32 protein-coding genes and 1 pseudogene are annotated in these 25,182 nt (G+C 67.3%); 20 read left to right on the plus strand and 13 right to left on the minus strand.

What is annotated here, in order from left to right; genetic code table 11:
- Positions 1 to 17 precede the first annotated feature (17 nt).
- A complete protein-coding gene (locus tag ACFYY2_RS07520; protein WP_388738263.1) occupies positions 18 to 1,019 on the minus strand; it encodes a hypothetical protein in 1,002 nt (333 codons plus the stop codon).
- 274 nt (positions 1,020 to 1,293) lie between these two features.
- On the opposite strand from ACFYY2_RS07520, the gene ACFYY2_RS07525 reads away from it, so the two are divergent.
- A complete protein-coding gene (locus tag ACFYY2_RS07525; RefSeq protein ID WP_388738265.1) occupies positions 1,294 to 1,506 on the plus strand; it encodes a hypothetical protein in 213 nt (70 codons plus the stop codon).
- On the opposite strand, the gene ACFYY2_RS07530 is transcribed toward ACFYY2_RS07525, so the two are convergent.
- The 7 genes from ACFYY2_RS07530 to ACFYY2_RS07560 form a co-directional block, all read right to left on the minus strand.
- Positions 1,503 to 1,988 (minus strand): hypothetical protein, encoded by a 486-nt coding sequence (locus ACFYY2_RS07530; RefSeq protein ID WP_388738268.1) that lies wholly within the window; start codon positions 1,986 to 1,988, stop codon positions 1,503 to 1,505. The genes ACFYY2_RS07525 and ACFYY2_RS07530 overlap by 4 nt on opposite strands.
- Before the next feature lies 1 nt (position 1,989).
- The gene (locus ACFYY2_RS07535; protein WP_388738271.1) at positions 1,990 to 3,102 is read right to left on the minus strand and encodes a hypothetical protein; all 1,113 of its coding nucleotides are present in this window, start codon (positions 3,100 to 3,102) and stop codon (positions 1,990 to 1,992) included.
- Complete coding sequence (locus ACFYY2_RS07540; RefSeq protein ID WP_388738274.1) at positions 3,099 to 4,517, minus strand: phage portal protein; 1,419 nt, start codon at positions 4,515 to 4,517, stop codon at positions 3,099 to 3,101. Before ACFYY2_RS07540 ends, ACFYY2_RS07535 begins: the two co-directional genes overlap by 4 nt.
- Positions 4,518 to 4,549: 32 nt before the next feature.
- Positions 4,550 to 6,208 (minus strand): terminase, encoded by a 1,659-nt coding sequence (locus tag ACFYY2_RS07545; RefSeq protein WP_388738277.1) that lies wholly within the window; start codon positions 6,206 to 6,208, stop codon positions 4,550 to 4,552.
- Positions 6,209 to 6,663: 455 nt separating this feature from the next.
- Entirely contained in the window at positions 6,664 to 7,092 is a 429-nt protein-coding gene (locus ACFYY2_RS07550; protein WP_388738280.1) for a hypothetical protein, read from the minus strand.
- A gap of 327 nt (positions 7,093 to 7,419) precedes the next feature.
- Positions 7,420 to 7,581, minus strand: coding sequence for a hypothetical protein (locus ACFYY2_RS07555; RefSeq protein WP_388738282.1), 162 nt, complete (start codon positions 7,579 to 7,581; stop codon positions 7,420 to 7,422).
- A gap of 250 nt (positions 7,582 to 7,831) precedes the next feature.
- Entirely contained in the window at positions 7,832 to 8,341 is a 510-nt protein-coding gene (locus ACFYY2_RS07560; RefSeq protein ID WP_388738285.1) for a DNA cytosine methyltransferase, read from the minus strand.
- Between the two features lie 1,346 nt (positions 8,342 to 9,687).
- Here ACFYY2_RS07560 and ACFYY2_RS07565 point away from each other — a divergent pair.
- The 18 genes from ACFYY2_RS07565 to thyX all read left to right on the plus strand — a co-directional run bounded on the left by ACFYY2_RS07565 (position 9,688) and on the right by thyX (position 18,445).
- A complete protein-coding gene (locus ACFYY2_RS07565) occupies positions 9,688 to 10,086 on the plus strand; it encodes a hypothetical protein (protein WP_388738287.1) in 399 nt (132 codons plus the stop codon).
- A gap of 89 nt (positions 10,087 to 10,175) precedes the next feature.
- Positions 10,176 to 10,802 carry a hypothetical protein gene (locus ACFYY2_RS07570; protein WP_388738289.1) on the plus strand — a complete coding sequence of 209 codons (627 nt, stop codon included), beginning with the start codon at positions 10,176 to 10,178 and terminating at the stop codon, positions 10,800 to 10,802.
- Positions 10,803 to 10,908: 106 nt separating this feature from the next.
- Positions 10,909 to 11,376, plus strand: coding sequence for a hypothetical protein (locus ACFYY2_RS07575; protein WP_388738292.1), 468 nt, complete (start codon positions 10,909 to 10,911; stop codon positions 11,374 to 11,376).
- 74 nt (positions 11,377 to 11,450) lie between these two features.
- A complete protein-coding gene (locus ACFYY2_RS07580; RefSeq protein WP_388738295.1) occupies positions 11,451 to 11,771 on the plus strand; it encodes a hypothetical protein in 321 nt (106 codons plus the stop codon).
- A gap of 110 nt (positions 11,772 to 11,881) precedes the next feature.
- Positions 11,882 to 12,610, plus strand: a complete 729-nt coding sequence (locus tag ACFYY2_RS07585) for a DUF2786 domain-containing protein (RefSeq protein ID WP_388738297.1) — start codon at positions 11,882 to 11,884, stop codon at positions 12,608 to 12,610.
- A gap of 79 nt (positions 12,611 to 12,689) precedes the next feature.
- The gene (locus ACFYY2_RS07590) at positions 12,690 to 12,992 is read left to right on the plus strand and encodes a hypothetical protein (RefSeq protein ID WP_388738299.1); all 303 of its coding nucleotides are present in this window, start codon (positions 12,690 to 12,692) and stop codon (positions 12,990 to 12,992) included.
- Positions 12,993 to 13,058: 66 nt separating this feature from the next.
- Entirely contained in the window at positions 13,059 to 13,388 is a 330-nt protein-coding gene (locus tag ACFYY2_RS07595) for a hypothetical protein (RefSeq protein WP_388738302.1), read from the plus strand.
- Positions 13,389 to 13,399: 11 nt separating this feature from the next.
- Positions 13,400 to 13,645: a hypothetical protein gene (locus ACFYY2_RS07600; RefSeq protein ID WP_388738304.1), complete on the plus strand. Its 246-nt coding sequence runs from the start codon at positions 13,400 to 13,402 to the stop codon at positions 13,643 to 13,645.
- 29 nt (positions 13,646 to 13,674) lie between these two features.
- The gene (locus ACFYY2_RS07605) at positions 13,675 to 14,079 is read left to right on the plus strand and encodes a hypothetical protein (protein ID WP_388738307.1); all 405 of its coding nucleotides are present in this window, start codon (positions 13,675 to 13,677) and stop codon (positions 14,077 to 14,079) included.
- A gap of 74 nt (positions 14,080 to 14,153) precedes the next feature.
- On the plus strand, positions 14,154 to 14,714 hold the full coding sequence (locus tag ACFYY2_RS07610; protein WP_388738310.1) for a hypothetical protein: 561 nt from the start codon (positions 14,154 to 14,156) through the stop codon (positions 14,712 to 14,714).
- A 10-nt stretch (positions 14,715 to 14,724) separates the two neighbouring features.
- A complete protein-coding gene (locus ACFYY2_RS07615) occupies positions 14,725 to 15,048 on the plus strand; it encodes a hypothetical protein (RefSeq protein WP_388738313.1) in 324 nt (107 codons plus the stop codon).
- 16 nt (positions 15,049 to 15,064) lie between these two features.
- Entirely contained in the window at positions 15,065 to 15,388 is a 324-nt protein-coding gene (locus ACFYY2_RS07620) for a hypothetical protein (protein WP_388738316.1), read from the plus strand.
- Between the two features lie 81 nt (positions 15,389 to 15,469).
- Positions 15,470 to 16,120 carry a hypothetical protein gene (locus tag ACFYY2_RS07625; protein WP_388738319.1) on the plus strand — a complete coding sequence of 217 codons (651 nt, stop codon included), beginning with the start codon at positions 15,470 to 15,472 and terminating at the stop codon, positions 16,118 to 16,120.
- Between the two features lie 24 nt (positions 16,121 to 16,144).
- Entirely contained in the window at positions 16,145 to 16,705 is a 561-nt protein-coding gene (locus ACFYY2_RS07630) for a hypothetical protein (protein ID WP_388738321.1), read from the plus strand.
- Positions 16,706 to 16,734: 29 nt separating this feature from the next.
- Positions 16,735 to 17,166 carry a hypothetical protein gene (locus tag ACFYY2_RS07635; protein ID WP_388738324.1) on the plus strand — a complete coding sequence of 144 codons (432 nt, stop codon included), beginning with the start codon at positions 16,735 to 16,737 and terminating at the stop codon, positions 17,164 to 17,166.
- An 18-nt stretch (positions 17,167 to 17,184) separates the two neighbouring features.
- The gene (locus ACFYY2_RS07640; RefSeq protein ID WP_388738327.1) at positions 17,185 to 17,436 is read left to right on the plus strand and encodes a hypothetical protein; all 252 of its coding nucleotides are present in this window, start codon (positions 17,185 to 17,187) and stop codon (positions 17,434 to 17,436) included.
- Positions 17,437 to 17,452: 16 nt separating this feature from the next.
- Positions 17,453 to 17,698, plus strand: coding sequence for a hypothetical protein (locus tag ACFYY2_RS07645; protein WP_388738329.1), 246 nt, complete (start codon positions 17,453 to 17,455; stop codon positions 17,696 to 17,698).
- Positions 17,699 to 17,728: 30 nt separating this feature from the next.
- Positions 17,729 to 18,445, plus strand: a complete 717-nt coding sequence (gene thyX / locus ACFYY2_RS07650) for an FAD-dependent thymidylate synthase (RefSeq protein WP_388738332.1) — start codon at positions 17,729 to 17,731, stop codon at positions 18,443 to 18,445.
- A 151-nt stretch (positions 18,446 to 18,596) separates the two neighbouring features.
- Here the strand turns inward: thyX and ACFYY2_RS07655 are convergent, their stop codons facing one another.
- Together ACFYY2_RS07655 and ACFYY2_RS07660 are read right to left on the minus strand one after the other, a co-directional pair.
- Positions 18,597 to 20,183, minus strand: coding sequence for a recombinase family protein (locus tag ACFYY2_RS07655; RefSeq protein WP_388738335.1), 1,587 nt, complete (start codon positions 20,181 to 20,183; stop codon positions 18,597 to 18,599).
- A gap of 123 nt (positions 20,184 to 20,306) precedes the next feature.
- Positions 20,307 to 20,441 (minus strand): annotated as a pseudogene (locus ACFYY2_RS07660) (peroxiredoxin); the annotation flags it as partial.
- A gap of 131 nt (positions 20,442 to 20,572) precedes the next feature.
- On the opposite strand from ACFYY2_RS07660, the gene ACFYY2_RS07665 reads away from it, so the two are divergent.
- The gene (locus ACFYY2_RS07665; protein ID WP_388738337.1) at positions 20,573 to 21,532 is read left to right on the plus strand and encodes a LysR substrate-binding domain-containing protein; all 960 of its coding nucleotides are present in this window, start codon (positions 20,573 to 20,575) and stop codon (positions 21,530 to 21,532) included.
- Between the two features lie 46 nt (positions 21,533 to 21,578).
- On the opposite strand, the gene ACFYY2_RS07670 is transcribed toward ACFYY2_RS07665, so the two are convergent.
- From ACFYY2_RS07670 to ACFYY2_RS07680, 3 genes are read right to left on the minus strand one after another with little or no spacing between them, the layout of a single operon-like run.
- The gene (locus tag ACFYY2_RS07670; RefSeq protein ID WP_388738339.1) at positions 21,579 to 23,909 is read right to left on the minus strand and encodes an ABC transporter permease; all 2,331 of its coding nucleotides are present in this window, start codon (positions 23,907 to 23,909) and stop codon (positions 21,579 to 21,581) included.
- Entirely contained in the window at positions 23,906 to 24,592 is a 687-nt protein-coding gene (locus ACFYY2_RS07675) for an ABC transporter ATP-binding protein (RefSeq protein ID WP_388738341.1), read from the minus strand. Before ACFYY2_RS07675 ends, ACFYY2_RS07670 begins: the two co-directional genes overlap by 4 nt.
- Positions 24,589 to 25,113 carry a PadR family transcriptional regulator gene (locus ACFYY2_RS07680; protein WP_388738344.1) on the minus strand — a complete coding sequence of 175 codons (525 nt, stop codon included), beginning with the start codon at positions 25,111 to 25,113 and terminating at the stop codon, positions 24,589 to 24,591. The genes ACFYY2_RS07675 and ACFYY2_RS07680 overlap by 4 nt, the downstream gene beginning before the upstream one ends.
- Between the last annotated feature and the right edge of the window lie 69 nt (positions 25,114 to 25,182).

Here is a 25,182-nt window from a genome sequence, read left to right on the forward strand (position 1 = left end):
TGGGCGGGCCCCATGGGTCAGACGTTGGCCGGGTCGGTCTCCGGCTTGTAGCCGACCGGGGTCCACACCTTCGCGTCGGAAACGCCAGTGATGACGGCTAGCTCGGACGCGGCGGCCGGGTAGTCGCTCTTACCGTCGAGGTCGAGCTTGATACCGCGCACGAAGTGCTCCTGCGTCGAGATCACCTCTACCTGGTTCGTGTTGTCCCAACCGACGAGCACGTCCTTCACGGTCTGGAAGCCCGCATAGGTGTTCACGACCGAGCGGTCCTGCATGTACGTCGGGTCGTAGTCGCGGACCCAGCGGGCCGCGATGCCCTCGAAGCTCTGAGTCGCACCGAAGGGGACCGACTGCGGGACAGACGGAGCCGCAGACAGGAAGATGAACGCCGAGCCCGAGAACGCGTAAGCCGCGGCAGCGGGGATAGTCTGGTCGACCACGATCCGGAAGCCCATGCGGTCTGCGATGGTCGCGGTGCGGAGCGCCGACTCCGCCTCGCTGTCGCCAACGTTCTGTGCGAGGTTCAGCTTGTCGTCAGACAGGAGGGCCGACTCGAAGTCCGTCCCCACCAGGAGGTATCGGTTCTCCTTCGGCGCATGGAACGCGTTCAGCACTCGGCGAGCCTCGATCAGAGCACCGCGAAGGTTCTGCCCGGCGTTGCCGATGGTGACGTTGTACGTCTGGCTGGTAAGAGTGTTGACTGCCCGGCGAGCGAGGCCGCGGGCGACAGCCTTGACCTGCGGGCGCAGGAGCTTCGACCACTGGTCGATGTCGAAGTCGTACTGCTCGTCGGTCAGCTTGACCGCCGAGTAGACGTTGCCGCCGAAGGTGACGGGGATCTTCCGCTCGTTGTAGACATCGAACTGGATCGGATTCGATCGGTCGTTCCTCCACGCGTAGTCGTGGAAGGGGAGCACTCCCTCGACCGGGACGGAGATCGTGTCGTTCTCCGCACCCTTGAACTGGTCTACGCCCTGCTTCTGGAACAGGTTGGGGATGATGAGTTCCTGCTCCAGCATGCCCACCGCTGTCGCGGCGAGCTTCTGCGGCTTGACTACCTGATGCTGAATAGTGGGAATGGTGTGACCTCCGAATTGCGCTTGATGTAGAAGAAACCCCTGTCGGACCTGCATGGTTGTGCCGATCCGGGTAGGGGGCGTACGGTTCTCCCACCCGCCAAGGTGGCCACGAAGTGGCTGTTTTGGTGTGGGTCGGGATCAGTACGAGCGAACTGATCCCTGTCAACGCTCCGAAGCAGCCAGAGGCGATTACTCAGCTTCATTGGAGTGGTAAATGACGGGCAGTGGGCAGGATTCCGCTAAGCAGTACGTGATCATGGCGATGCTGATTGCGGCAGTGATCGGGCTGACTGTTATGAATGGCGCCCAGGCCGCGGGCAAAGGGTTGTGGGACAGCGCCCGCTATGGCGGCGGAACATTCATGGGAGCAGCGCTTCTGACGGGGTGGGTCTTCGAGAAGCTTGGCCTCCTGCGCAGGGACGACTAGAAGCGCCGGGAACGGCGGGCGAGCTTGCGCGGGTCCATCTCGCCGTCGTCCTCGTCGGACGGGTCGAGGCCGCCACCGAGGGACTCAGGGGTCTTCGGGGCGAGGAGTGCCTGAAGGGCCTTCGCGTGGGTCTCCAGCTCCTCGGGCGTCGAGCCCTTCAGGGACTCGGCGAGGAGTTCGGGAAGCTCGTACTTGCTCGCGACCTTGGTCACCAGGAGGGAGCGTTCGAGGGCCGCGTTCTGCGACTTCACGTCAGCGAGGGCCGCCTCGAACTCCTCGGGAGTCTTGGCCGAACCGAGCTTCGTCTCGGCGTCCCGCAGCCGGGTGCGATACCCGGCAGCCTCGCCGCGCACCTTCGTCAGCTCCTTGCGGGCCCACTCGGGAAGCTCGTCCTCCTGGCCGCCGGACTCTGCGCCGGCACCATCCTGGTCGTCCGGGTTCTCGCCGGGCGGGTTCTCCTCGGTGGGGATCTCTTCGGGCACGTCACGCCTCCTGGGCGGTGTCGATGGACTGCCGCGCCTCCTGGGCTGCGGCTCGTTGCTTCTGGCGGATGAAGCGCCGCCAGGCGCTCACGGCGGCCTTGCCGCTCTTGCCCTTGGTGACCTCGGGCCACAGGGCCATGTATTGACGCGAAAGCGCGAACAGCTCGCCAGACTGGTACTGGTCCCGATTCCAGATCGGAGCCGCGTAGCAGTGGCAGTTGTCGTGATAGCGGTCGCCGTCGTTGAAGGTCGCTGACTCGCGGCTCTTGTAGACGGCACCCCGGCTGATCAGCAGTGCACACCAGCCGCACGGGGTGCCCGTACGCGAGAGGCGCACGTACCCCAGGGCCCGGCCGTCGCGGGACATGTGAGCCCAGTTCGAGGACCGGGCACCGTTCATCGCGATGCGGGAAGCGGCTGCCGCCTGCCGGGCGCCCGCATCGCGGTGTGCCTCGTCAGGGTCGGCGTCCTCGACAGAGAGCTTCTGGTCGAGGTTGCGGGGCCCGAGGGCCTCCAGCACGATCCGAAGTTCCTCCTCGGCCTCGCGCTCGATCCGCTCCTCTTCCTCCCGTAGCCCCTTCAGCTCCTCGACGAGGATGCGCTCCCAGTCGTCGTCGTCCTCGTCGTCCTGGTCCTCGTCGTCACCGCGACCCGCTGACTCCCCGGGCGCCTGGCCCTGGTCGTCGTCGTTGGGATCGTCATCGGTGCCGGCGGAACTAGAGGTCTGCCCGCCCCCACGAGGAGGGGGGTCGGACGGAGGCTCGACGGGTGGTTCGTAGTTGCCCGCGAGGGCTGCGAACTCGCGCCGAAGGTCGGCGAGCGTCACGTGACTGGGCTCTGGGTGATACGGGTCAGCGACCGTCGAACCGGTCTGGAGTGCTCGGGCGAGCCGGTAGTAAGCCCGCGCGAGATCCCGCGACTGGCGACGCCGGGACATCACGAGCGTGATGGCCTTGCGCAGCCACGCCCCCGCCGTCACGGCCCGCTGACTGGCGGGAACGTCCGCCCACAGACGGAGGGCATCAGCTGTCGTGTGTGCGCCGATCTGAGTCAGCGCAGTGTGGAAGGCGACCGAGACTTCATCGGTCTCGGCCGCCCTTGTCTTGCTCGTCATGCAGCCGCCGGCACATCCGCGGTGACCCTCTCAGGGGTCGCCCGGTTCAGCGCGCTCGCGAGCTGCCCGACGCTGTCTTCCTCGTCCGCGAGGTCGTCCCACTCGTCCAGCTCGGTTTGCGTGACGTTCGGGACCCGCTTCCACAGGCCCTTCGCCGGAATGCCGAGCTGCTCGCGCAGCTTGCCCAGCGCGTCAGCGGCCTGCGCGAGGCTCCGCTGTTCCATGTCGCGCCAGAGCACCTCGCCCGAGAAGTCGTCCTCGGTGCCGGTGCCTTCCAGCTCGGCCGCCAGGCGGAAGACCCGCTCCCACGCTTCACCGAACAGCGACCTGAACTCCTGGATCAGCCGGGAGAGCGAAGTCTCGGCGGCCTGAAGGGCCTCGGCCGAGAGGTTCGCGATCTGCCCGAGTAGGTGGTGAGGGGGTACCTGCGCGATGGCGCTAAGGTGCCGGATGCTCATGTCGATGGAGTCGATGAAGCCCCCGAGCGGGGTTTCGTCCAGCGAGCCGAAGCGAACGTCCGGGTCCTCGGCGAACAGGAATCGCTTCGCGTTGTGGTTGATCGGCAGGGGGATCGGATTGCCCTGCTCGTCGTAGACGACCTCGCCCGTTTCCGGGTCGCGCTGAACCGGCGGGGCCATGCCCGTAGCGGTCCGCACCTTCACCGAGGCGTACGTCTGGGCGACGAGCAGATCGAAGATCGTCTGATTGATGCGGTTCTGGAGCGGGATCATCGGCTCGACCACTCCGAGCGTCCGGCCTTCGAGGTCCACCGATGCGGCGAAGCGGGTCACCGGACACTCGGACGCGCCGTGACGCTTACCCGTGCCGATCCGTACACCGTCGCTGTCTTCCAGCGCCTTGAAGGTGACCGGGTACTCGTACGTTCCATCCCACAAGCGGGCCCGGCCCCGGGCATCGCCCTTCGGCCAGACCGTCACCGTGAGCGCGGCATACGGGGTGTCGTCGTTCGCCGGGTCCTCGTACAAGGCTGCTGTCCGCAGCGCGGACAGGCCCTTCGTCATCACGGCACCACGGACGCGCTCGGTCAGCGTGAACGAATGCCCGTACGTCAGGGCGCCCTTGTAGATGGCGGACTGACGGGCGTCGAGCCGGGACCGCTGCCAGTGCTTCCACTGCGGGGAAGCCTGGTCTGTCGCAGCGCCCGAGCCGCTGTCATCACCCGCGCGGTAGCCGTCCACGTAGAGGGCCTGCGCTGGGGTGTTGATCAGGAGCGGCATCCAGTTCGAGACGGCCCTCTTGGCGAGGAGCCGGTACTCGTCGTCGGCCTGCGCCGGCATATACGGGTCGTCGTGTCGGCCGTGCCGATAGTCGTCGATCCGGGACAGCCGGGCCTTATCCCGGCCAAGGATGGCGAGGAGTTCCACCGCCAGTGATGCGGGCGTGGGGTCTGCCATGGTTCACCACCCTTGGTTTCATCTTTACACTGCTACATGAAGTAGCCCCGGCCAGTCCGCTTGCGGACCTTCTTGCCACGGGCTCGGAGATCGACGAGGGCTTCGTGCGCCAACATGAGCGCCGCGTACGCGTCGACCTTCTTGGGCGACTCGCGCGACTCCTTGCCGAACGAGATGCCGTAGTTGTTCACCCGGCGACGCGCATTGAGCGAGTGCCGGCGGAGCTTGAGATCGCCGTCGTGGGCGAGCTTGCCGTCAAAGACGGATCGCATCAGCCGCTCGTGCGCCATGGTCGACGCCTTCAGCGACGTACGCATGTCCCAGCCGATCGCGTCCTTGCCGGGCGCCTTCACGGCCAGGCCCTCGGCGTACGTGTCCGACCACTCGGAGATGTACGACTCCCATAGGGCCACGTCGGCGTAGAAGGCTTGGACCGTGAACGACCCGAAGGCGCTGTGTACGGCCGAGTCGACCTCGGCGCGAGGCACTTCCCAGTGCTTCCCGGCCGGGCCGTCTGGCTTCTCCCAGAGGCCCAGGACGAACGCGCACATGTCCTTGACGCGCAGTGCGACCAGGGCCGTTGCGTCGTCCGTCTTGCCGCCGTCGAAGCCCATCACGATCTCGTCGCCAGGCTGAAGCGTCTTGGACTCGTCCCGCAGGGTGTCCCACTCGGCCGGTCCGTAGATCGCATCCTCTTCGGCGACGATCTGATTCAGGTACATGCGCCTCGACCGGGCGGCCGAGATCGTCAGGTTCAGAACGGACTTGATGATCGACTCGACCTTGAGCCAGACCGCGTCACCCCGGATCTTCGGGATGACGATGCGGAGGGCCTCGGCCGTCAGCGGGGTCTTCGCGTGCGCCTCGATCGAGTCGTACAGCGCGCCGACATCGGCCGCCAGGCCCGCCCGGACCTTCTCGTACGCCTCGCGCATCCGCTCGGCCACGGAGTCTTCGCCGGGCATGAAAGCGTTGGTGATGGCCAGATAGCGGGAGTCCATCTTCGTGGCGTTACCGTCGATGGTCTCGTACATCTTGTGGCCGCCGTTGCCCAAGATCCAGTGGTGCGTTTCGTTGAGCAGCGTGAACGTGGTCCGCTTGCCCTCGATCGCACGGTAGGAGCTGGTCACCGCCTGAAGGCGCTTGCGCCCTCGGTCGGCTCGGATCAGCTCGGCACCCATCTTGATGCCGTACGTCTGAATCAGCTTGTCCGAGATCAGGATCGGCAGGTAGCCCATGGTGTTCGTCGTCTGCTCCTGGCTGACGGCCGTCACCTGCACCCACGCTTGCGGGTGAGACTTCGCTACCGGCTCCCCGTTCTCATCCCAGTGGGAGAAGCGCGAGGGGCCCACGAACTCGACGAGGCTGATCACGGCGAGGAGCGGATCTTTGCCCCACCCCTTGAGCCGCTGGAGGACGCCGGTCCGATACACGAACTCGCCGTGCTCGTCGATCGCAAACCACCAGAGCACGAAGCGCAGTTGCTCACGCGTGAACTTCCAGGGGACCCGTTCTTCGTCGGTCGACCCTTCGCCGTTCAGGTACTCGGCGCACCAGCCGGCAACCTGCCAGCCGAGCGTGCGATTGGGCAACAGCCACTGACCGAAGGCGTCCTTCTGCCAGGTCGGCCCGTGGAACTCGGGCGCGAGGTCCTCGATCTCTTCGAGGGTGAGGGCGGAGGGAGTCTTCATCGCTCACCCCCGCAACACGACCGTGCTAGCGTCTGCTTTCGTTACGGGCCGCCGCGCAGGCCCGCGAGCCGGTTCTGTGTTCGCTGTGGAAAGGTGCTCCGCACCGCGCGTCTAAGTCCTCGTAGAACGTGGAGTTCAGACGTGTCCGCAAGCCATGCCCGTAAGAGCGCTATCCGCCGCCGAATGGAAACGACGGGGGAGAGCTATCGACAAGCAGCCTTGTCGGTTGCACTCGAAGAACCCAGACAGAACCGAGAATGGGTCTGCCCTTCAGGCGAGCCGCTCGGCCACGACTGGAGCACTTGCACCTGTCCGCGCCCGGGGCCCGAAACTGACGATGACGGTGACGACTGGGGGTGCAGAATCACCCAGTGCCTCGTGTGCCGCAATGTCGGCGATGTCGAGGACTTTCGCGAGGGCTTCCCGCACTGCTCGGCGACGCCGGACGAATGCCCCTACTCGGCGAGCCCGAGATCCTTCTTGTAGTCCGCGATGGCGAGGACCGCCGCGGATTGCTCCTTCGGGGCGGGCTCGTGCAGCTCGATGCGCACCCGACGCCGGTCGCCTTCAGCGACGAGCAGCCGCTCGAACGCGCTGTAGATGGTCTGGAGCATCTGACCCGACCGCTTCCCTGACTTCTTGTAGAAGCTCAGGTCTTCGCACAGCGAGAAGGCCAGAGCCCAGTCACTCGCCTGGTAGAAGTCGGCCTGCCCGGACTCCTTCAGGGAGTCCCACAGGCGCTTTGCGATCGGATGCCAGGTGCGGTCGCCGTTCGGCACCTTCGTGGGCCGGGCGACGCCGCGAGTCACAGACTGCTCGTCGCCACCCTTGCGCTCGCGCGGGCGGGCGAGGTCTGCCTCGCGGTTTGGTACAGGACCGGGCATGACTCACCTCCTAGCCGATCAGGCCGGGGTGAGTCTCCGTCCTGCGGAATCGTGCGTAGTTGCGTCGCCGCTTCGCGGCCTGTGCGAGGCCGCCCTCGCGGGATGACTTGGCCTGGTGATGAAACCCGCAGAGCGCTCGAAGGTTGGTCTCTCGATGGTCATCGCCAGGCAAGATGTGGTCCACGTCCGTGGCCGGTTCCTCGCAGCGCTCGCCGTACTGATCGTGGTGAGTGCAGCGATGTCCGTCACGTCGCAGAATGCGGAGCCGGATGCGCGGCCAGTCGGCCGGCAACCTCTCGCGCCGGTCTGAGCCAGCCCAGTTCGGCATCACACCCCCAGGTCGAGAAGCGCCTTGAAGGCAGTCGCGGCCTGCTGGGGAACGACGCCGTTCCCGAGGATCTGAAGCTGTTGCCCACGGGTCAGGCCGGGCACGTCCGTGACCCAGCCGAGGGGGAGGCCCATGAGCCACTCGACCCACCCGACCGTCACGCGGGGACCGCCCTTGCGGCCCGTCTCCGTGGGGGGAGGTGCAGCGCGGCCGACGACCCTCTCCCACTCCCGGATAGCCGGGAGGTACTCACCCCACCAGTGAGCGGGGGAGCTGGGGCCGTCGACCGCAGGTTCAGGCTCGCGACCCTCCCGGATCGCATCCGAGTAGGGAAGGAGGTAGCAAGCCTCGTCGTCGAGTGTGGGGCCGTGGCCGCCTGCCCGACGCTCAGCCGGGGGACGAGCGCCGCCGTTACTGCCCAAGTTCGCGGTCGGCGTTTTCAGGGGTCGCGATACAGAACCACCGGTCACGGAGGTGAGGGGCTTGAGCTGCGGTAGCTCGTATGCAGATCCACCGCGCGCTGTACCCGATCGCGGCCAGGTCGGCGAGGACGACTTCGAGGCCCCGCGTCCGGAGGTTCGACACGTTTTCCAGGAAGACGATTCCCGGTCGTACGACGCGAATCGCGTCAAGGACGTTGACCCAGACTCCAGAACGAGCGCCTCGAATTCCAACTCGGGACCCCGCAATGCTGATGTCCTGGCAGGGGAAACCTGCCGTGATCACGTCGACCAGGCCGACGAGCTGAGACCAGTCGATCTCGCGGATGTCGCCGAGGTTCGGAGCGTCCGGGTGCCTCTGGGCGAGGACTGCGCTCGGGCCCGGCGCGGTCTCCGCGACGTATGCCACGTGTCCGCCCACCAGGGGAGCGACAGCCATTCCCAGGCCGCCGTACCCTGCGCAGAGTTCGAGGATCTTCAAGAGACCCCCCGCACGCGAAGTACGTAAGCGACGTACTTCGGCTTCTCTCAGGTGGCCCCGCCAGGGGCCAAGCCTGCAACTTGCGAACGCGCGACTTACGTATGTCGGCTTCCTGCTGGCGAGCCCCGACAGGGGCTCAAGCCTTGCGACTTACGTACTTACACTTATAAGTCGCAAGTTGATCTTGGTTTCGGAAAGACGAGAGCCTGTGATCTACGTCACCTTCCGGCGGCGCCCGAGAGGGCGACGGCGGTAAGAGGCAGCGGCGAAGGAGTAGAGCCGCCCGAAGGGCGGACAGCGGGAAGCCGTGAAGACGTACTTCAGGCAGCGGCGAGAGCCGCCCGGAGGGCGGTGCAGAGGGCTTCCGGGAGGACGTACAGACGTACTTCACCCTGGCGAGCGCGGCCGAGCGAGCGGCGCTGGCGGCTGGTCGAGGGGTCACCGCGGCTTGCGTTCCTGTGCAGTGCCGGCGACCTCGCTGCAGAACGGTCGTACTGCCGCTGACCTGCGCGTTTGGCGCCCGCGAGCGGGGCGGCGCGGGAGCGCTCGTCGACCCTGGAACCGTGGCAGAATCCGAGCTGCTAAGACGCTGCGGCCGGGAAGCGAACGCCGGCGGGGTCATACCCCCACCCTCCCGGCCATCCGGGCGCGCTATATGAAGTCGGTTAGACGCGCACGATAAAGACGCATCGCGCAATGCGGACATTCAATGACGCATAACGCATTCGATAGATCACAGTCGTATGCGTATTCACGTCGCACATGAATGCCTATGGCGTATGTGTCGCATTGCCTCACACACGCACGCACACACGGATAGGCAGGGCTTACGGGGGCAAGGTCGACGCCCGTGCTCGCGCGCTACGCATGGCGCGTACGCGCGTTGTGTGCGCTACGCATGGCGCGCGCCTGCTTCCCTGCCTATGGCGGTAGGACTGGCCTGCCTGCCTACTGAGACAGCGGGAAACCGCAGGTCAGAGGGCATGTGTGCCCGTCGATTGGACGTGCACCCCCAACGTGTGTAAAGATGTGACCACAACGACGGACAGCACGGGCAACGACGACCCGCAGGCACGGACCTAAACCCGCAGGTCGCGGCGCAAGTTGCGGCACAGCGGGGGAACGTGTTAAGTTGTGACCACACCGAGAGGCACACGGCCGAACGGGGCGCACGGGACAACGGTCCTGGCGTCGGGACATAGAGAGTTCCGGCGCCGACCAGCCCAAATGCGAATCCCGCAAAGCGAGCGTGATAAGGTGTAACCAACCCCGAGCCAACCGGCCCGGGATTCAAAATCGGCTAGTGTATAGTTAGTACCCAGCCGGTACCGAAAGGGTAGGTCCCCATGAAGTACGAATTCACCGACCGCGACCGGAAGTACGGGAAGCGCGTAGGGGTCAAGAAGGGCGGCTCCTTCCGCTGCTTCGACTGCTTCGACTTCAGCTTCTACGACCGGGATGCCCATGCCGGCGATCTGGAGGAGAAGTGCGCCTACTGCCAGGGCCCGATCTTCATCTCTCCTGGTCAGATCTTGGTCATGGAGGCGGCGCCGAAGGTGAACCTCGCTAAGCGCCCTCGCAAGGTCAACTTGGCCAAATCCCACGTCCAGAGCTTCCCCCTGCTGTCCATGGCGTTCCACCTGCGCAACCGCCTCGACTTGGTGTCCTTCGCCTACGACAAGGCCCGCCAGCGGATCGCGGAGCTGGAAGCACAGCTCTCCGAGCGCGAGGACTCCCGCGTCTAGTCAGGCCCGAGTGTAAAGATTGCACCCGCCGTCCCTCTCCACACAGGGAGAGGGGAGGGACGGCCCCCTTCACCTGAATACGAGGCCCCATGTCGACCATCGTTGCCCCCTCCGCTGCCGCGTGGAACCTGATGCTGATCATCGGGACTGACGGAGATACGGACTACGTACAGCAGTACCTCGACGACGAGCCAGACGACCTGTCGGTGTTCATCCCCGATGGCTGGTACCTGATCGAGGACGAGTCCGAAGAGATCATCCGAGGCGCGCATGACTGCGAGTGCTGCGGAATGCACATCATGAACGCTCACGAGTGCGAGTCCTGCCGTAACGAGGACTGCGACCCCGCGAACTCCTGGCACTGCTTCACCGGGTACTGCGATGGCTCCGACTGCGCCTTCGAGGGTGAGTGCGAGCCGAACCACGAAGTCCGGGTGTGGCGTGAAGACGGCTCCCTGATGGGCTTCTGGGAGGTCGAGGTTCAGGGGACCGGCCGAGTCCTGGTCACCCAGCGCGAGGGATACGAGCGAGACGCCGAATCCCGCTTCGACTCTCTCTGGTCGGCCTGGCAGTACGCCCAGGGCTGCGCCGAGATGCACGCACAGACGCTCCGCGACGAATGCGAGTGCGGCGGAGACGACGAGTGCGGAGTGCTCCACCCGCACGGGATCTCTGTCCAAGAGGTCACCTCGAACTCGGATCTCTCCCGAGCCTGATCTACCCCCATCGGATGCAAAGGCGAAACGCCCCTCGGGGCGTCGGCGGCAGGCGGTTCCTGCCCTCTGAAGATGCCAGCCCGCATCACTCCGATTGTGAGGACACATGAGCACCACCCTTGACGCGGCGATCCAGCGTGCCGCCGGCACCATCCACGCCCACCGCGACGCCGTCTGTCTGGCCCTGATCACGGAGACCGTCGACCGGCAGCGCACTTCGCTCAAGCGCAAGGCCAAGGGCCTGTACCGCGAGGCGGCCGAGGCCCGCGCATTCGCCGAGCGTCTCCACGACCTCGACACGCGGCTGACGTTCCACCTGGGCAACGTCGCCGACATCGTCAGGGCGGCATGGGACGACATCTTGACGGCCGTGGTGTGCCGCGAGGCTACCGAGCTGGTCAACGGCCAGAAGGCCCGCCGCAAGTTCGCCGAGTCGGGCGATGGTCCGGCCCGCCGGGTAGCGACTCTCCAGTTCGAGGCCGCCGAGGAAACCGCGCGAGAGCTGTCGCAGGTGAAGGAAGCGCTCACGGCCATACGTGACGCGAGCCGCTCGGCCGATCTCGTCGCCGCCTGACCTTCCCCCGTACGTACTGGCCTCCCCTGCACACAGGGAGAGCAGGGGAGGCCCCCTCTCGAACCCGAGGAATCATGCGCGACTGCGACTTCTGCAACCTGCCCGGAACTGCCCGATGGAAGTACGTGCTCAGTGATGACCGGCCGGTCGTCGGCCTGGCGAATGACAAGGGCGAGGCGGTCCTCTTCGACGACGACGGCATATGGCACGCGTGCATCGCTTGTGCCCTCCTGATCGACCGCGAGGACATGGCGGGCCTGCTGGACCGCGTGACCCGCGCCCTTGGTGCAGTCCTCCCACTCAAGGACACCGATCACCGCGAAACGTGGCAGGCGCTCATGGTGGGCCAGTACGCCGCCGTGATGGAGGCGAGCACGGTTAAGAGCCGCACCTGATCCACCCCAGCGCAAAGGCGAAACCTCCGAAAGGAGGTCAGCGGGAGGCGGTTCCTCCCCTCTGACGATGCCGACCAGCGCAGGTCAGTAACTCCCCTGAAAGGCCAATCATGACTACCCCCATGCCTGAAGACGGCAAGCTTGCGAAGATCCGGGCCATCCTGGCGAAGGCCGAGGACCCGGCCGCCACCCCCGAAGAGGCGGAGACCTACTTCGCGAAGGCCGCCGCTCTCATGGCGAAGTACGGGATTGAGAAGGCGATGCTCGCCGACTCCGACCCAACCCAGGACCGTCCGGGCGATCGGGTGATCACCGTCAAGGGCGCCTACTCCGCCGACCGGCTTTACCTCCTCGGCTACGTGTCTACCAGCCTCAACTGCGTCAGCATCAGGAAGCGGCCGGTCAAGGGGGTGACCGAGGTGCACATGTTTGGCTACGAGTCCGACCTCGACCGTGTGGAGTTGCTCTACACCTCCCTGCTTCTTCAGATGTTCAACGGGATGCGTCAGGGCCGCCCCGCGTCGGGGGAGTCCACAGTCACCTACCGCAAGGCGTGGATGGCCGGATTCATCATCCGCATAGACCAGCGCCTGCGAGAGATAGAGGCGCACGCTAAGCGCGAATCGCCCGTAGCCGACACGGGCCGGTCTGTCGAGCTAGTCCTCGCCGATCGAAGGGCCGTCGTCAAGGCGCGATTCGCAGCGGCCTATCCCAGGGCCACCGACCCGAAGGGCTCCACGCGCCGTCGAGGGAGCGGGCTCAACGACGGGCACCAGGCCGCCAACCGCGCGGACCTTGGACAGACCCGCGTCAGTGGACGCCGCGCAATATCTGCCTGATCAGTCCCCCATCGGCCGCCCCTGTCCACACAGGGAGAGGGCAGGGGCGGCCACCCCTTCAAGCCCGAAAGAGGCAGACATGATCCCGTCCATTCAGACCCCCGAATCGATCCGCTTCGAGGAGATTCAGGAAGCCGCCCGCGTAGTCCTCTCGATCACGCGAATCGTCGAGGAGTGGAGCGAGCAATGCGAGCTGTGCACCCCCAGGACTGATGAGTGGAACGTGCTCAGACACCTCGCGAACGCGGCCGAGAGGCTCGCGCTCAGCCTGCCGGTCGAGCTGCTCCCGCCCGAAGAGGTCCGCCCCGTCGGTGACTACGAGCTGAGCCTCGCGGCCGAGCTGCTCGACATCTTGGCCGCCATCGAGCGCGACCAGGCGTAACCCCCACCACACGCAAGCGGCCCCTCCTCACAGGGAGCGAAGAGGGGCCACCCAGAAAGGCTACCAATGATCACGATCATCTGCGGTGAGTGCACCCGCGCACCCTTCGGTATCGCGCCGGACGGACTCTTCCAGTGCGACCACTGCCGCCACTCGCTCGACCTCCGCGACATCGACCTCGACGGGTCCGACGTGTGGTGTGTCGATTCGGCCGGCACCCTCGGCTACGTCGTCGACCCGGCCGCGTCCCTCACGGCCATGAGCGAGGCCCTCGAAGAGTGGCTGTACGCCACCGAGCCCGCTGTCTTGCACTACGCCTCTCTCAGCCTCCGTGACGCCCTGACCGACCTGCGAGCCGCCATGTGCGCCGGTCTCCCCTTCCCCTCCCACGCCTGAAAGGTCACCCCATGATCGCCCTGCCCCCCGGCCCGAAGCACCTCTCCGAGTACATCGACCTGACCCCGGAGAAGGAGCGAATCGAGAAGGACATGCAGCACGCCGTGACCTTGGAGTTCGGCGCCTACCTCGGCTACCTCGGCGCCTACGGCGAGACGCTCGCCCGCATGTCGGCGGAGTACAGCGCCCCGGAGATCGCCCGGAAGATCCTCACCGCCTACGCAGACGAAGCCCTCGACCGCGCAAACGACAACTGACACCCCAACTCCCCTGAAAGGCAGGACACATGAGTACGGCCCCGTTCCTCGCGCCCTTCATGAAGCCCAACCCCCGCAACCTGGAGAACCTCGACAAAGCATGGGCTCGAATGACCGAGCTTGGCTACTCGTCCCGTGAGACCCCGGTCCCCGAGCCGGACGACTGCACCCGCACCCGATGCGCCGGAGCCCACCACGGCTACCCCGGAAGCGAGCACCGCTGGGCTCTCGTGGACGAGCTGTGCGAGGCCGAGTTCGTTGCCTACTACTCCCACATGCGGGACCGGAAGGGCGCCAATCCGGCACCCCCGCGCCGCCACAAGGGATGCCCGTACTCCGGCTCGGCGAACGCCGCGAAGCGTGCCGCCCGGTACGCCGAGATAGGCCGCCCCGTCCCCACATGGGACGCCGAGGCCCTCGCCTTCACCGCCTGACCGTTCATCGCACCACGGGCCGCCCCTGCACACAGGGAGAGCCGGGGCGGCCCCCTCACTAAGGAGCACACACCATGACCGATGTACTCGCCACCAGCGAAGACGGCCGTTACCGCGTCCGCATGGTCCGCGACGAGAACGCGCAGAACCCCCGCGAAAGCGCGGACACCCTTGTGCACGTCGTCACCATCGACACCCACCTCGGCCAGTACGGGGCGGTCGACGAGGACGGCGGCCCCCTCGCCGAGCAGTGGCGGCGCCTGGCTTGGAACAAGTGGAGAGGTATCGAGACCTTCACCCGGTACGTGGCCCTGATGCACGGCGGCATCGTCCTGGAGTCGGCCCCGGAGAAGGGCCCCCGCTCCCTCTGGTACATGACCGGCGAGGAAGCCATCGCCTTGGACGGCGGTCTCATGACCGAGGCATACGTCGAGGCGGAGATGCAGGAGTACGAGGCATGGCTCGCCGGGGACGTGTGGGGCTTCGTCGTTGAAACCACTCGTCCGTGGTACCTCGCCTCGGGCGAGTGGGCGCCGGTCGATGCGCCCCGCGGCTTCTACGGCGGCACGTACGCCCGAGCGCAGGCCCGCGAATGCCTCGCCTTCTACGCCGCGCAGTCCGCCGGCACTTCCTGAAAGGACCACCATGACGCACACCGAGGCCGTCACTCTCTCCGATGGCGCGACCGTCCGAGTCCGCATCGAGCGAGGCCCCATGGGCGACGCGATGCTCCACGAGCAGAACTCGAACAACTGGCGGGGCGGAGGCCGGATCTACTGGCGCGGCCGTCGACTGCACCTGATGTTCGGCGATGACTCCATGCCGATGCAGAACCCCCGCTTCGAGTTCGCGGACGACGTGGACGAGGCCGCCGAGATGGCCCTTGCGTTCTTCGTCGAGTGCGCCGAGTCCTGCGTCACCCACGCCAAGGGCGAGGGCATCCCCGTCCAGTCCTGCTACACCACCTGATCCGAAGGGTACGAACATGAGCCGCGAGCAACTCGCCACCGAGCCTTGCCACTTCTGCCACATCCGACAGCGGGTCGCCGTCTACGAACTGGCCCACTCGGACGCCGTGCACATCGACACGGGCATGGGTATTGCCGCTTTCGACCACGACGGCATATGGGACGCCTGCGCCGAGTGCTCGGAGCACATCGACGCCCGCGACTTCACCAGCCTTGCCACGCGAGTCAAGGCTGCCCTTGACGGCGTCGGAGCCCGCTTCCGCCCCGGGTGGAGCCTCGAAGCCCTGGTCCGCAAGTACGAGCTGATCTTCGCCTACCGCTCGACGAAGCGCGACGCCTGACCCACACCAGCACGCAGGCCGCCCCTACCCACACAGGGAGAGGGAGGGGCGGCCACCCCAACACGGAGATGAGAGACCACCATGACCACCACCCTCGTTCTGTCCTTCGGCGCTGTTACCGTCGAGCGCCTGAGTGAATCCTCGAAGCCCTGGGTCACCACCTACGAGCTGACCGGCCCCCGCGTGAGCGGAACCGTTGAGATCGCGCCGATGTACGACGAGGCGCGCCGCGTGACCGACTCCACCGAGGAAACCGCGTTCGAGCTGCTCCCGTCCGCCTTCGAGGTCGCCTACGGTCAGAACACATTTAGCCGCGGGGGAGTCTCCGGGACGCTCGAAGTCCTCGGCTCCCGCCTGGCGAACTCCGCGATCATCCACGCCGATCAGCTCGACTGGCGCTTCGGGGTCCGCCGCATTCAGACGGGCGTCGGCGACTACCCGGCCCCGGAGGGCACGAAGGCCCGGACTCGGGAGATCGTCAAGGCCCTGATCGAGATGCACCGCCGCGACCGCGCCCTTGTTCACGAGAAGGCCGCTACGTTCGCCCGCGCCCGTCGACTGGACCGGCTGAACGCGATCGAGCGCGAGTACCGCGAGGTCGATGCGCTGCTCCGCGCGGTCGCGACCCGGTACGCCAACCTTCAGCACCGCAAGGCGCTGATGGCGCACGAGTGGTCCTTCGAGACCGCCATCGACGAGGCCGAACCCGTCCCCTTCTACGTCAACAACTGACCCGCCCTGAAAGGACATCGAACGATGACTGCCCCCCTGATCGGAATCGCCGGCATGGCCAGGTCCGGCAAGGACACCGCCGCCGGAGCCCTCCTCGATCTGGAATGGACCCGCCGGGCCTTTGCTGACGAGGTGAAGGCGATGCTCTACGCGGCCAACCCGACCCTGGTCGACGAGTCCTATCGAGCGGGACTGACGACCCTGCGGTTCGAGGTCGACTCGTACGGATGGGAGGAGGTGAAGCAGATGTTCCCGGAGGTTCGCCGGATGCTTCAGGATCTCGGCATGAAGGGGCGGGAGTCGCTCGGCGAGGACGTGTGGGTGAATGCCCTCTTCGAGGACGCCGAGACGTGGGGGCCGACCGTCATCACGGACGTGCGCTTCCCCAACGAGGCCCACGCCATCCGAGACCGTGGCGGCCTGGTCGTCGCCATCCACAGACCGGATCTGACTGCTATCCCCGAGGCCGACCACATCAGCGAGAACGCGCTCGATGGGTACCTGTTCGACGACGTGATCCGCAACGACGGAACCACCGCGGTGCTGCGCGATCGTGTGATGCAGCTCATCCCGCTGGTAGTGTAAATTTCGTACCGCATGGTTAAGATTGGCCCATGCGACTGACACCCCGGAAAGAAGAGGTCGAGGCGGTGAAGGCGCTCTTGGAGGACGACACCTTCGAGAGCGCCGACCAGATGGCCAAGGCGGTCTACAAGACCGCCGCTGAACTCCTGCAAATGCGCGACCTGTTCGCCCTCGTTCACACCTGGCAGGACGGTCATCGCGGCCTCAATTTCGGGCCCTTCGGAAGCGAAGCCGAGATCAAGACCTTCGCCTCGAAGATGGCCTTCGGAGGGACGGGCAAGATCGTCAAGCTCCACAGCCCTGGCGTGATGCTCGCCAACGTGGACGGCAAGAAGGGCTGGAAGGGCTACTGCTTCCACCCCGAATGCGGACACGCCCCCTTCGCTCACTCCGCAGCGGGCGCCGGTCGAGGCGCCTGCCAGATACCCACCTGCCCGTGCGACAAGTTCCGGGCCACCTGACACCGAACGGAAGCCGACATGACCGAGTCCGAGTTCCTCACCGTTCCCAGCATCACCGACGCCGAGATCGAAGAACTGATGCAGCTCCGCGCGAGCGGATGGGTGACGGATGCCTTCCTCGTGCGACTCGCGTACCACTTCCTGAAGGCCGAAGCGGAGGGCGTGATCAACCCCGCCCGCCACCTCGCCGAGTACATCGGCGTGCAGCGGCAGACCGTCCTTACGTACATGCGCATGGCCCGCCGCACCGGCATCATTACCCGCCCCTGAAGCAAGGAGAACCCCCATGAAGACCGTCGCATACCTCACCTGTGAGTGCTCCGCTAAGCAGCGGGCCTACCTCGACCGCCGCTCCGCCGAGAAGGCCCTCGGGCGCGCTCAGGCCAAGCGGGACCGCTCGCCCGTCGGCCGGGACGGGGGACACCCGATCGCCCGCGAGAACCGCGTCTACCAGTGCGAGTACGACCTCTGGCACCTCACGAAGCAGTCCCGCCGGTCCTACGAAGAGATCGCGTCGCGTCTCGCGGCGTAAGTGTAAACCTGTAACCATAAGGAACTCCTGATGACTGACCTGACCTTCCGCGACGACATGACCGTCCGCCTCGTGAAGCACTCCGCCTCGGACGCTGACGTGGTCCTGGCGGCCCGAGTCTCCACGCAGGGCCCCGAGTCCCAGTCCGAGGTGTGGGGCCTCGGCCCCGCCGAACACGGCCTGATCCGCTACCTGATGCGCGAGCGGCACGGCAGCCCCTTCGAGCACGCCACGATGACGTTCTACGTCGAGGCGCCGATCTTCGTCATCCGCGAATGGCAGCGTCACCGCATGGCCTCGTACAACGAGGAGTCGGCCCGGTACCGCGAGCTGGAGCCCGTCTTCTATCTGCCGGCCGAAGGACGGAATCTCGTACAAGTCGGCAAGCCCGGCCGCTACACCTTCGAGTCCGGGTCCGCCCTACAGCGCGAGACCGTCCGGAACGCCACCCGGGAAGCCTGCGACTTCGCCTGGCAGTCCTACCGAACCATGCTCGCCGCAGGAGTCGCCCGCGAGGTCGCCCGCGCCGCCCTGCCGGTCAACGTCTACTCGTCCATGTACGTCACGATGAACGCGCGGTCGCTGATGAACTTCCTCGGCCTCCGCACGGGCGTGGACAGCGCCCGCTTCCGCTCCCACCCGCAACGTGAGATCGAGATGTGCGCGGAGCTGGTCGAGGGGATCTTCCAGACCCTCATGCCGGTCACGTACGAGGCGTTCAACGCGGGCGGGCGGGTGGCCCCGTGACCGAGGAGGAATGGCTCAAGCGCGAACTCGCCAAGGTGCCCCCTCGCAACGAGGCGTATCGGCAGCTCGTCATGAAGACATGGGGTTTGAAGCCCATACACAGAGAAACCCCCGCTCCCGCGTAGGGAGGGGGGGTTTCCCCGTTTGCGCGTCAGGCTGCCGGGTTCTTCTGCCAGACGATCTCGATCAGGTTCCGGTCGAACCGCTTACCTCTGCCGGCGGGATGCACAATCACGGATCGAACCGCGACCTTCAGTCGCGTGCGCTTCTCCGTCATCGTCAGGTTCTCCCAGTCCGCGAGCGCGTCAGGGTCGAGGAGAGCCATCTTGCGCTTCTGAAGGGCGAGCTGTCCGCGCTCCGAGGCGAGCTTCTCGCGCTCGGCCTCCAGCTCCTCGATCACGTCCAGGGCCGCGCCGGTCGAGATCCTCTTCGCCTTCCGCCGCTCGTTCGTGTCGGCGATCTCCGCCTCGATCTCCTCCAGGCGGGCGTCATGGACCGTCTCGTCGATCTCGGCGGATGCCTTCTCCGTCTCCGGGACGGCGGCCCCCGTCTCCATGAGGAACGCCTTCTCGACCAGATCGTCTATCGGCGGCCCCACGCGCGTAACGCCGCCGCATCCTCCCTGGTTCACCAGGCAGGCGTACCGAAAGCCCCACTGCTCGTACGAGGGCGTTCCCTTGGTGTAGGGGTTGGAGTACATCGGCGAGGAGCACTTCCCGCACCGCACGATCCCCGACAGCAGGTACTTCGCCGTGGTGTCGTGCTTCTTGCTCTTGAGCCCCGACCGGTTCGCTTCCTTGCGCCCCCAGATTGTGTCCACCGCGGCTCGCCATTCATCCGGCGAGGCGACGGCCTCCCAGTCACCGACGACCGGCTTCCCGCCCTTGCTAAGGATGTGGTCAGGCAGCCAGAGGCGAGTGTTCGTAGCCCTGCGGATGGACTCGGGGACGTGGAAGCGGAACCCTGCGACACGCGGACTCATGAGGATGTTCTCGGCGGCCGTGTGCTGGATGGCGCGAGGGTGATCCCCAGAGCGCTTCGTCTCCTTCGGGGTGTACCCGTACTCGGTCAGCGCCCTCTTGAAGTCCGAGATCTTGTATCCGCCAGGAATGGCGAGAATGGCCTCGCGGATCATCTTCGCCTCGACGGGGTGAAGCGTTCGCCGGTCCTCTCCCCACCCGAAAGGGCGGGGTGCCCCGTGCATGACGCCCTTCTCGGCGATGCGGCGATTCGTGCGGGTAACTCGGCGCCTCGTGTTGCCGATCTCCATTCCGCCCATGGTGGCCTGCATCATGAACATGGCCCGGCCCTCGGGCGTGGAGAGATCGACGCTTCCCTCGACCGACCGGCCGACGAAGGTCGGGTTCATCTCGAATATGCGGCAGATGCGGGCGGCGTCGTAGACGAGTCGGGCGAGCCGGTCCGAGTGCAGGAAGAGGATGCCTCGGATGACGCCGGATTCAAGATCCCCGAGCATCCGCTCGAACTCGTCCCGGACGATGAAGGGGTCCGAGGCGGGCGTGTTGTTGTCGCAGTAGTCCCGCGTGATGGCGGCCTCGAAGGGCAAGTCCTTCGCGAAGGAGCGGATCGCGTCTTCCTGCTCCTTGACCTGCTCCTCGACCTCGCGCCACGTCGAGGCTCTGCCCTTAAGGGTCTTGTCCTCGGAGACCCTTCGGTACATGCCGAGGGGAATGAGCATGTCCGACTTGACCGTGTCGGGTACGGGTGTCGCTATCAAGTGGTGCTCCCTCGAAGCTCGTTGCGCTGATCGTTTGTGCTGGTCAGCGCCCTACGAGCCTGTTCCGGGAGTCAGTATCACATGCGGAAGATGTGACTCCGGAAAGGAGGGTTAGTTAGTGGTCTTGGGCCACGCGAAGACGACCTTCCACTGACCCTCGTAGGTCTTGTGGTTGATCTGCTCGAACTCCTTACCGCTTTCGAGCGATACACAAGCGGTCAGGTCGAACTCGGGGAACTTGTCACCGACAGTGAGCACGCGCACTCCTTGTTGCATAGGAAGTCCCCTTTTGGGGTCGTTCCTGGGGGTTGGACAGCCCCACCCTGGCACAGAGTGCATTGATCACGGAAATAGCTACACTCGGTCCGGATGATCGGAGGTGCCTATCAGTGGCGTACGTAAATCAGACCAACAGGGTCAAGCAGCCCAGTCTCTCGCAGCTGCGCGCCTTCGCGGCCGTGGCGGAGCATCTGCACTTCCGGGACGCGGCGTCAGCAATCGGGATGAGTCAGCCGGCGCTCTCCGGGGCGGTGTCCGCGCTGGAGGTGGCACTCGGTGTCCAGCTCATCGAGCGTACGACCCGCAGGGTGCTGCTCTCGCCCGCCGGGGAGCGGCTCGCCGTGCGGAGCCGGGCGGTGCTGGAGGCGCTGGGTGAGCTGATGGACGAGGCCGAGGCGGTCCGGGCGCCCTTCACGGGGATACTCCGGCTCGGCGTGATCCCGACGGTCGCGCCCTACCTGCTGCCCGCCGTCCTCAGGCTGGTCCACGACCGCTATCCCGAGCTGGAGCTCCAGGTCCACGAGGAGCAGACCTCCTCGCTGCTGGACGGGCTGGCGGCCGGACGGCTCGACCTCCTGCTGCTCGCCGTGCCCCTCGGGGTGCCCGGCGTCATGGAACTCCCCCTTTTCGACGAGGACTTCGTGCTGGTCATGGAGAAGGAGCACCGCCTCGCCGGAAGCGTCGGCCTGCCGCGCGAGACGCTGCGTGACCTGCCGCTCCTGCTGCTCGACGAAGGACACTGCCTGCGGGACCAGGCCCTGGACATCTGCCGTGAGGCGGGCCGCACCAGCGGGACGCCGGTGACGACGACGGCGGCCGGCCTCTCCACCCTGGTCCAGCTCGTCGCGGGCGGGCTGGGGGTGACCCTGCTGCCGCGGACCGCGGTGACCGTGGAGACCGGGCGCAACGAGGCGCTGTCCACCGGCTACTTCAGCGACCCCGCGCCTTCGCGGCGGGTGGCGCTGGCCGTACGGGCGGGCTCGGCGCGGCACGAGGAGTTCGAGGAGTTCGCCGCCGCTCTCCGGGAGGCGATGGCCGCGCTTCCCGTGCGGGTGCCGGCCGGCGTGTGACACGCGTGAGGGGGCGGTCCGGTGGGACCGCCCCCTCACACGCCCGTCACTCCGTACGCAGGCCGTCCGGCCGCATGAGCCTCCACAGCAGCGGCAGCGAGACCAGGGTGACCAGCAGGATCAGCGCGGCGCCCGCCCCCGCCAGCGGGACGAACAACCACCAGTCGGTCACCCTCTTGGAGACCAGCCTCACCATCACCGCACCGAGTCCGAGCCCGCCGGCGACGGCGACGGTCAGGCCGACGAGCACCGGCACCGCGGTCTGCCAGAGCACGGACCAGCCGAGGGTGGTGCGCCGGGTGCCGAAGGCGACCAGGGCGGCCAGCAGACGCCGGCGCTCCCGCATCTGCTCCAGCTGGGAGACCAGCATCGAGGCGGCGATCAGCAGCAGGGTCAGGGTCGCGCCCACCCGGAGGCCGGTCTGCACGCTCGCGTACTGCCGGTCACGCTCCACCGACCGCAGGGACGACACGCGCATGCCGGGGTCGATCCGGGCCGCCGTGTTCCGTACGTACTCGGAGACGTCGGGGACGCTCTCGTCGACCCTGATCTGTGCCTGGACCGTCGCACCGGGCAGGCTGCCGGGGTCGACCGCACCGGCCGTCGCCATGATGCCCCAGTGGTCCTCGCCCATCGGGTCCGGACGGGAGACGACCGTGCGGGCGTCGGCGGGCAGGGTCCAGCGCCTCGACTTCACACCGCCCGGCTCGGCGGCCGTGCTGATGTCGACCTCCTTGCCCTTGCGGGCGGTCTGGTCCATCCAGGCGGCCATCTCCTTGTCGTGCCTGGGGTGGACGACGAAGGCGTCGCCCTCGTGGCAGGACCCGATCCGGGCGATCTCGCGCAGGGTCGCGCAGTCGCCGACGGTCAGCGAGGTGGTGGGCCGGATGTCGCCCTCGTACTTCCCCGGCCGGGTGACGTAGACCTCGACCGTGCCGATGACGGCCCGCACGCCCCTGGTCGCCCTGAACTCCTTGATGGTGCGCGTGGCCGCGTCGCCGGTCACGTTCTCCGAGGAGGTCGTGAACTGGGCCCGTGAGGGGTCCTGCCCCGTCATCCGGTCGAAGTCGGCGCTCACCGCGGCGAACAGCATCTGCAGCGCCACCGCGCCCGCCACCGCCACGGTGATGCCGCTGACCGCCCGGGAGGCGGCGCCGCTGTTGAGCTGGAGTGAGCGGACCGCCAGCTGCCAGGGGAGCGGCCCGCGCCCCAGTCTGCCGACGCAGGCCTCGACCAGCCAGGGGAGCAGCAGTGCGAGCCCCGCCAGCACGAGGACGGCTCCGCCCGCGATGGGGTAGGGGTTGACGGGTGTGAACTCGCCGGCCCGGTCCGTTCCCCACAGCACCGCCAGCCCGAGGACCGGCAGCAGCAGACGCCACCACAGGCGGCGCCGGCGGTTGCGGGAACCGCGGACGACGCCCAGGGGCTCGACGACCACCGAGCGCATGGCGGCGAGCGTGACGACGACGGCGGACAGGGGCACGGCGACGGCCACGAGCGCGGTGAGCCAGGGCGTGGGCGTGAGGTCGGAGGGGAACGCGCTGTGGTTCCACACCTCGACGTGACCGACGAACCCGCGGCCCACGAGGAAGAACCCCGCACCGGCGAGCAGGCCGAGGACTGAGCCGAACAGCGCCTCCCCGGCCGCGATCAGGCGGGTCGACCGGATGTCGGCGCCGACCAGCCGCAGTGCGGCGAGCCTCCGGTCGCGGCGTTCACCGCCGAACCGCACGGCGGTCGCGATGAAGATCGCCACCGGTACGAGCAGCACGACGCAGATGAGGAGGACCAGGAGCACCAGGTCGGGCGGGAGCGGATCGTCCGGGGTCCCGCCCCCGTAACCCGCCAGCCGGTGACCGCCGTTGGCCGGGGCCAGCGTGTCGCTGCCCGCGTAGAAGTGCAGCTCGCCCGGGGAGCTCAGCCCCTCGTCGGCGATCGTCCCGCTGATCTTGTACGGCAGGCGCTCCGCGAGCAGGTGGCCCTCGGGGGACGCCAGGAGTTCCTTCAGGGCCGGCGAGGCGATCATCTCCCCGGGGGCGGGGAAGTGCCCGACTCCCGGCGGGAGCACCGGCCGTGAGCCCTCCGCCCGCATCAGGTAGCCCGCGACCTCGCGGCCGCGGTACTCGGTCGTGGCCGAGGCGCGCAGGACGGTGGAGTCCGTCCTCGGGACGTCCGCCTCGCGGGACGCGGCGACCTCGTCGCGTGCGTCGTCGCGTGCGGCGCGCTGTTCCAGCAGGTGCGGTACCGACGAGGCGGCCAGCAGCAGTGCCACCCCGAGTCCGACCCCGATCGCGGTGAGCGCGGTCCTGACCCAGCCCTCGCGGCCTCCGGCGGCGGCGAAGCGCACGCCGAGCGCGAGGTCCCGGAGCACGCTCACAGCGCGTGCTCCGCTTCACGGCACCGGCCGTCGCGCACGACGACGTCGCGGTCCGAGTAGGCGGCGACGCGGGCCTCGTGCGTCACGATGACGACGGCCGCGTTCGCGGTCCTGGCGGATTCGGTGAGCAGCCGCATGACCCGCTCACCGTTGAGCGAGTCCAGCGCGCCCGTCGGCTCGTCGGCGAAGACGACCTTGGGGGAGGCGACCAGGGCGCGGGCCACGGCGACGCGCTGGCCCTGCCCGCCGGAGACCTCTCCCGGGCGCTGGGAGGCGAGGTCGTCGACCTCCAGGCGTTCCATCCACTGCCGGGCGGTGCGTTCGGCCTCCTTGCGCTTCGTCCCGTTGAGGCGCAGCGGCAGGGCGACGTTCTCCACGCAGGTCAGCTCCGGGACGAGCCGGCCGAACTGGAAGACGAACCCGAAGTCGGTACGGCGCAGCGCGCTGCGCTCCGCGTCGGACAGGGCGGACAGTTCACGCCCGTCGTAGGTGACGGTGCCCGCGTCCGGGGTGACGATGCCCGCCAGACAGTGCAGCAGTGTCGACTTGCCGGAGCCTGAGGGGCCCATGACGGCGACGACCTCGCCGGGGTGCACGGAGAAGGAGGCTCCGTCGAGCGCGGGAGTCGAGCCGTAGCTCTTGCGCAGGTCGTGCGCGGAGAGCAGGGAGCCGGCCGGGGTCACGGGGCTATCACCTCGGCGAGGCGGTCCAGGCGGGCGGCGGTGAGCTCCAGCCAGCGCAGGTCGGCTTCGAGGTGGAAGAGGGCGTGGTCGCAGATCAGCTGGTCCGCGAGGTCGCCCTTGCGCTTGCGCTCGGTGAGGATGCGCATCAGGCGCAGGTGCTCGGAGCGCTGGGCGTCGAGCAGGTCGTCGGCGCTGCGGCCGGTGAGCAGGGCCAGGACGACCTTCGTGTAGAGGGTCGACTGGAGGTACGGCTCCGGCTTCTCGGGCTGCGCGAGCCAGGTGGCGACGTCGGTGACGCCGGCCTCCGTGATGGCGTACCGCTTGCGCTCGGGCCCGCCCTCCGTCGCGACGCCGTCGACTTCGACGAGCCCGTTCTTCAGGAGGCGGGACATGGTCGCGTAGACCTGGCCGTAGTGCAGCGGCCTGTCGTGCCCGAACTTCTCGTCGAAGGCGCGCTTGAGGTCGTAGCCGTGGCGGGGGCCGGACTCCAGGAGCCCGAGGAGGGTGTGGCCGATAGACATGCCTGCACTGTACTCCGGGTGTATACCTGTTGCGCATAGGGGGTGGCGGCACCTCTGCGGCGCCGGCCT

The sequence above is a fragment of the Streptomyces sp. NPDC001822 genome, assembly GCF_042892135.1.
In the GTDB taxonomy this organism is placed as follows: domain Bacteria; phylum Actinomycetota; class Actinomycetes; order Streptomycetales; family Streptomycetaceae; genus Streptomyces.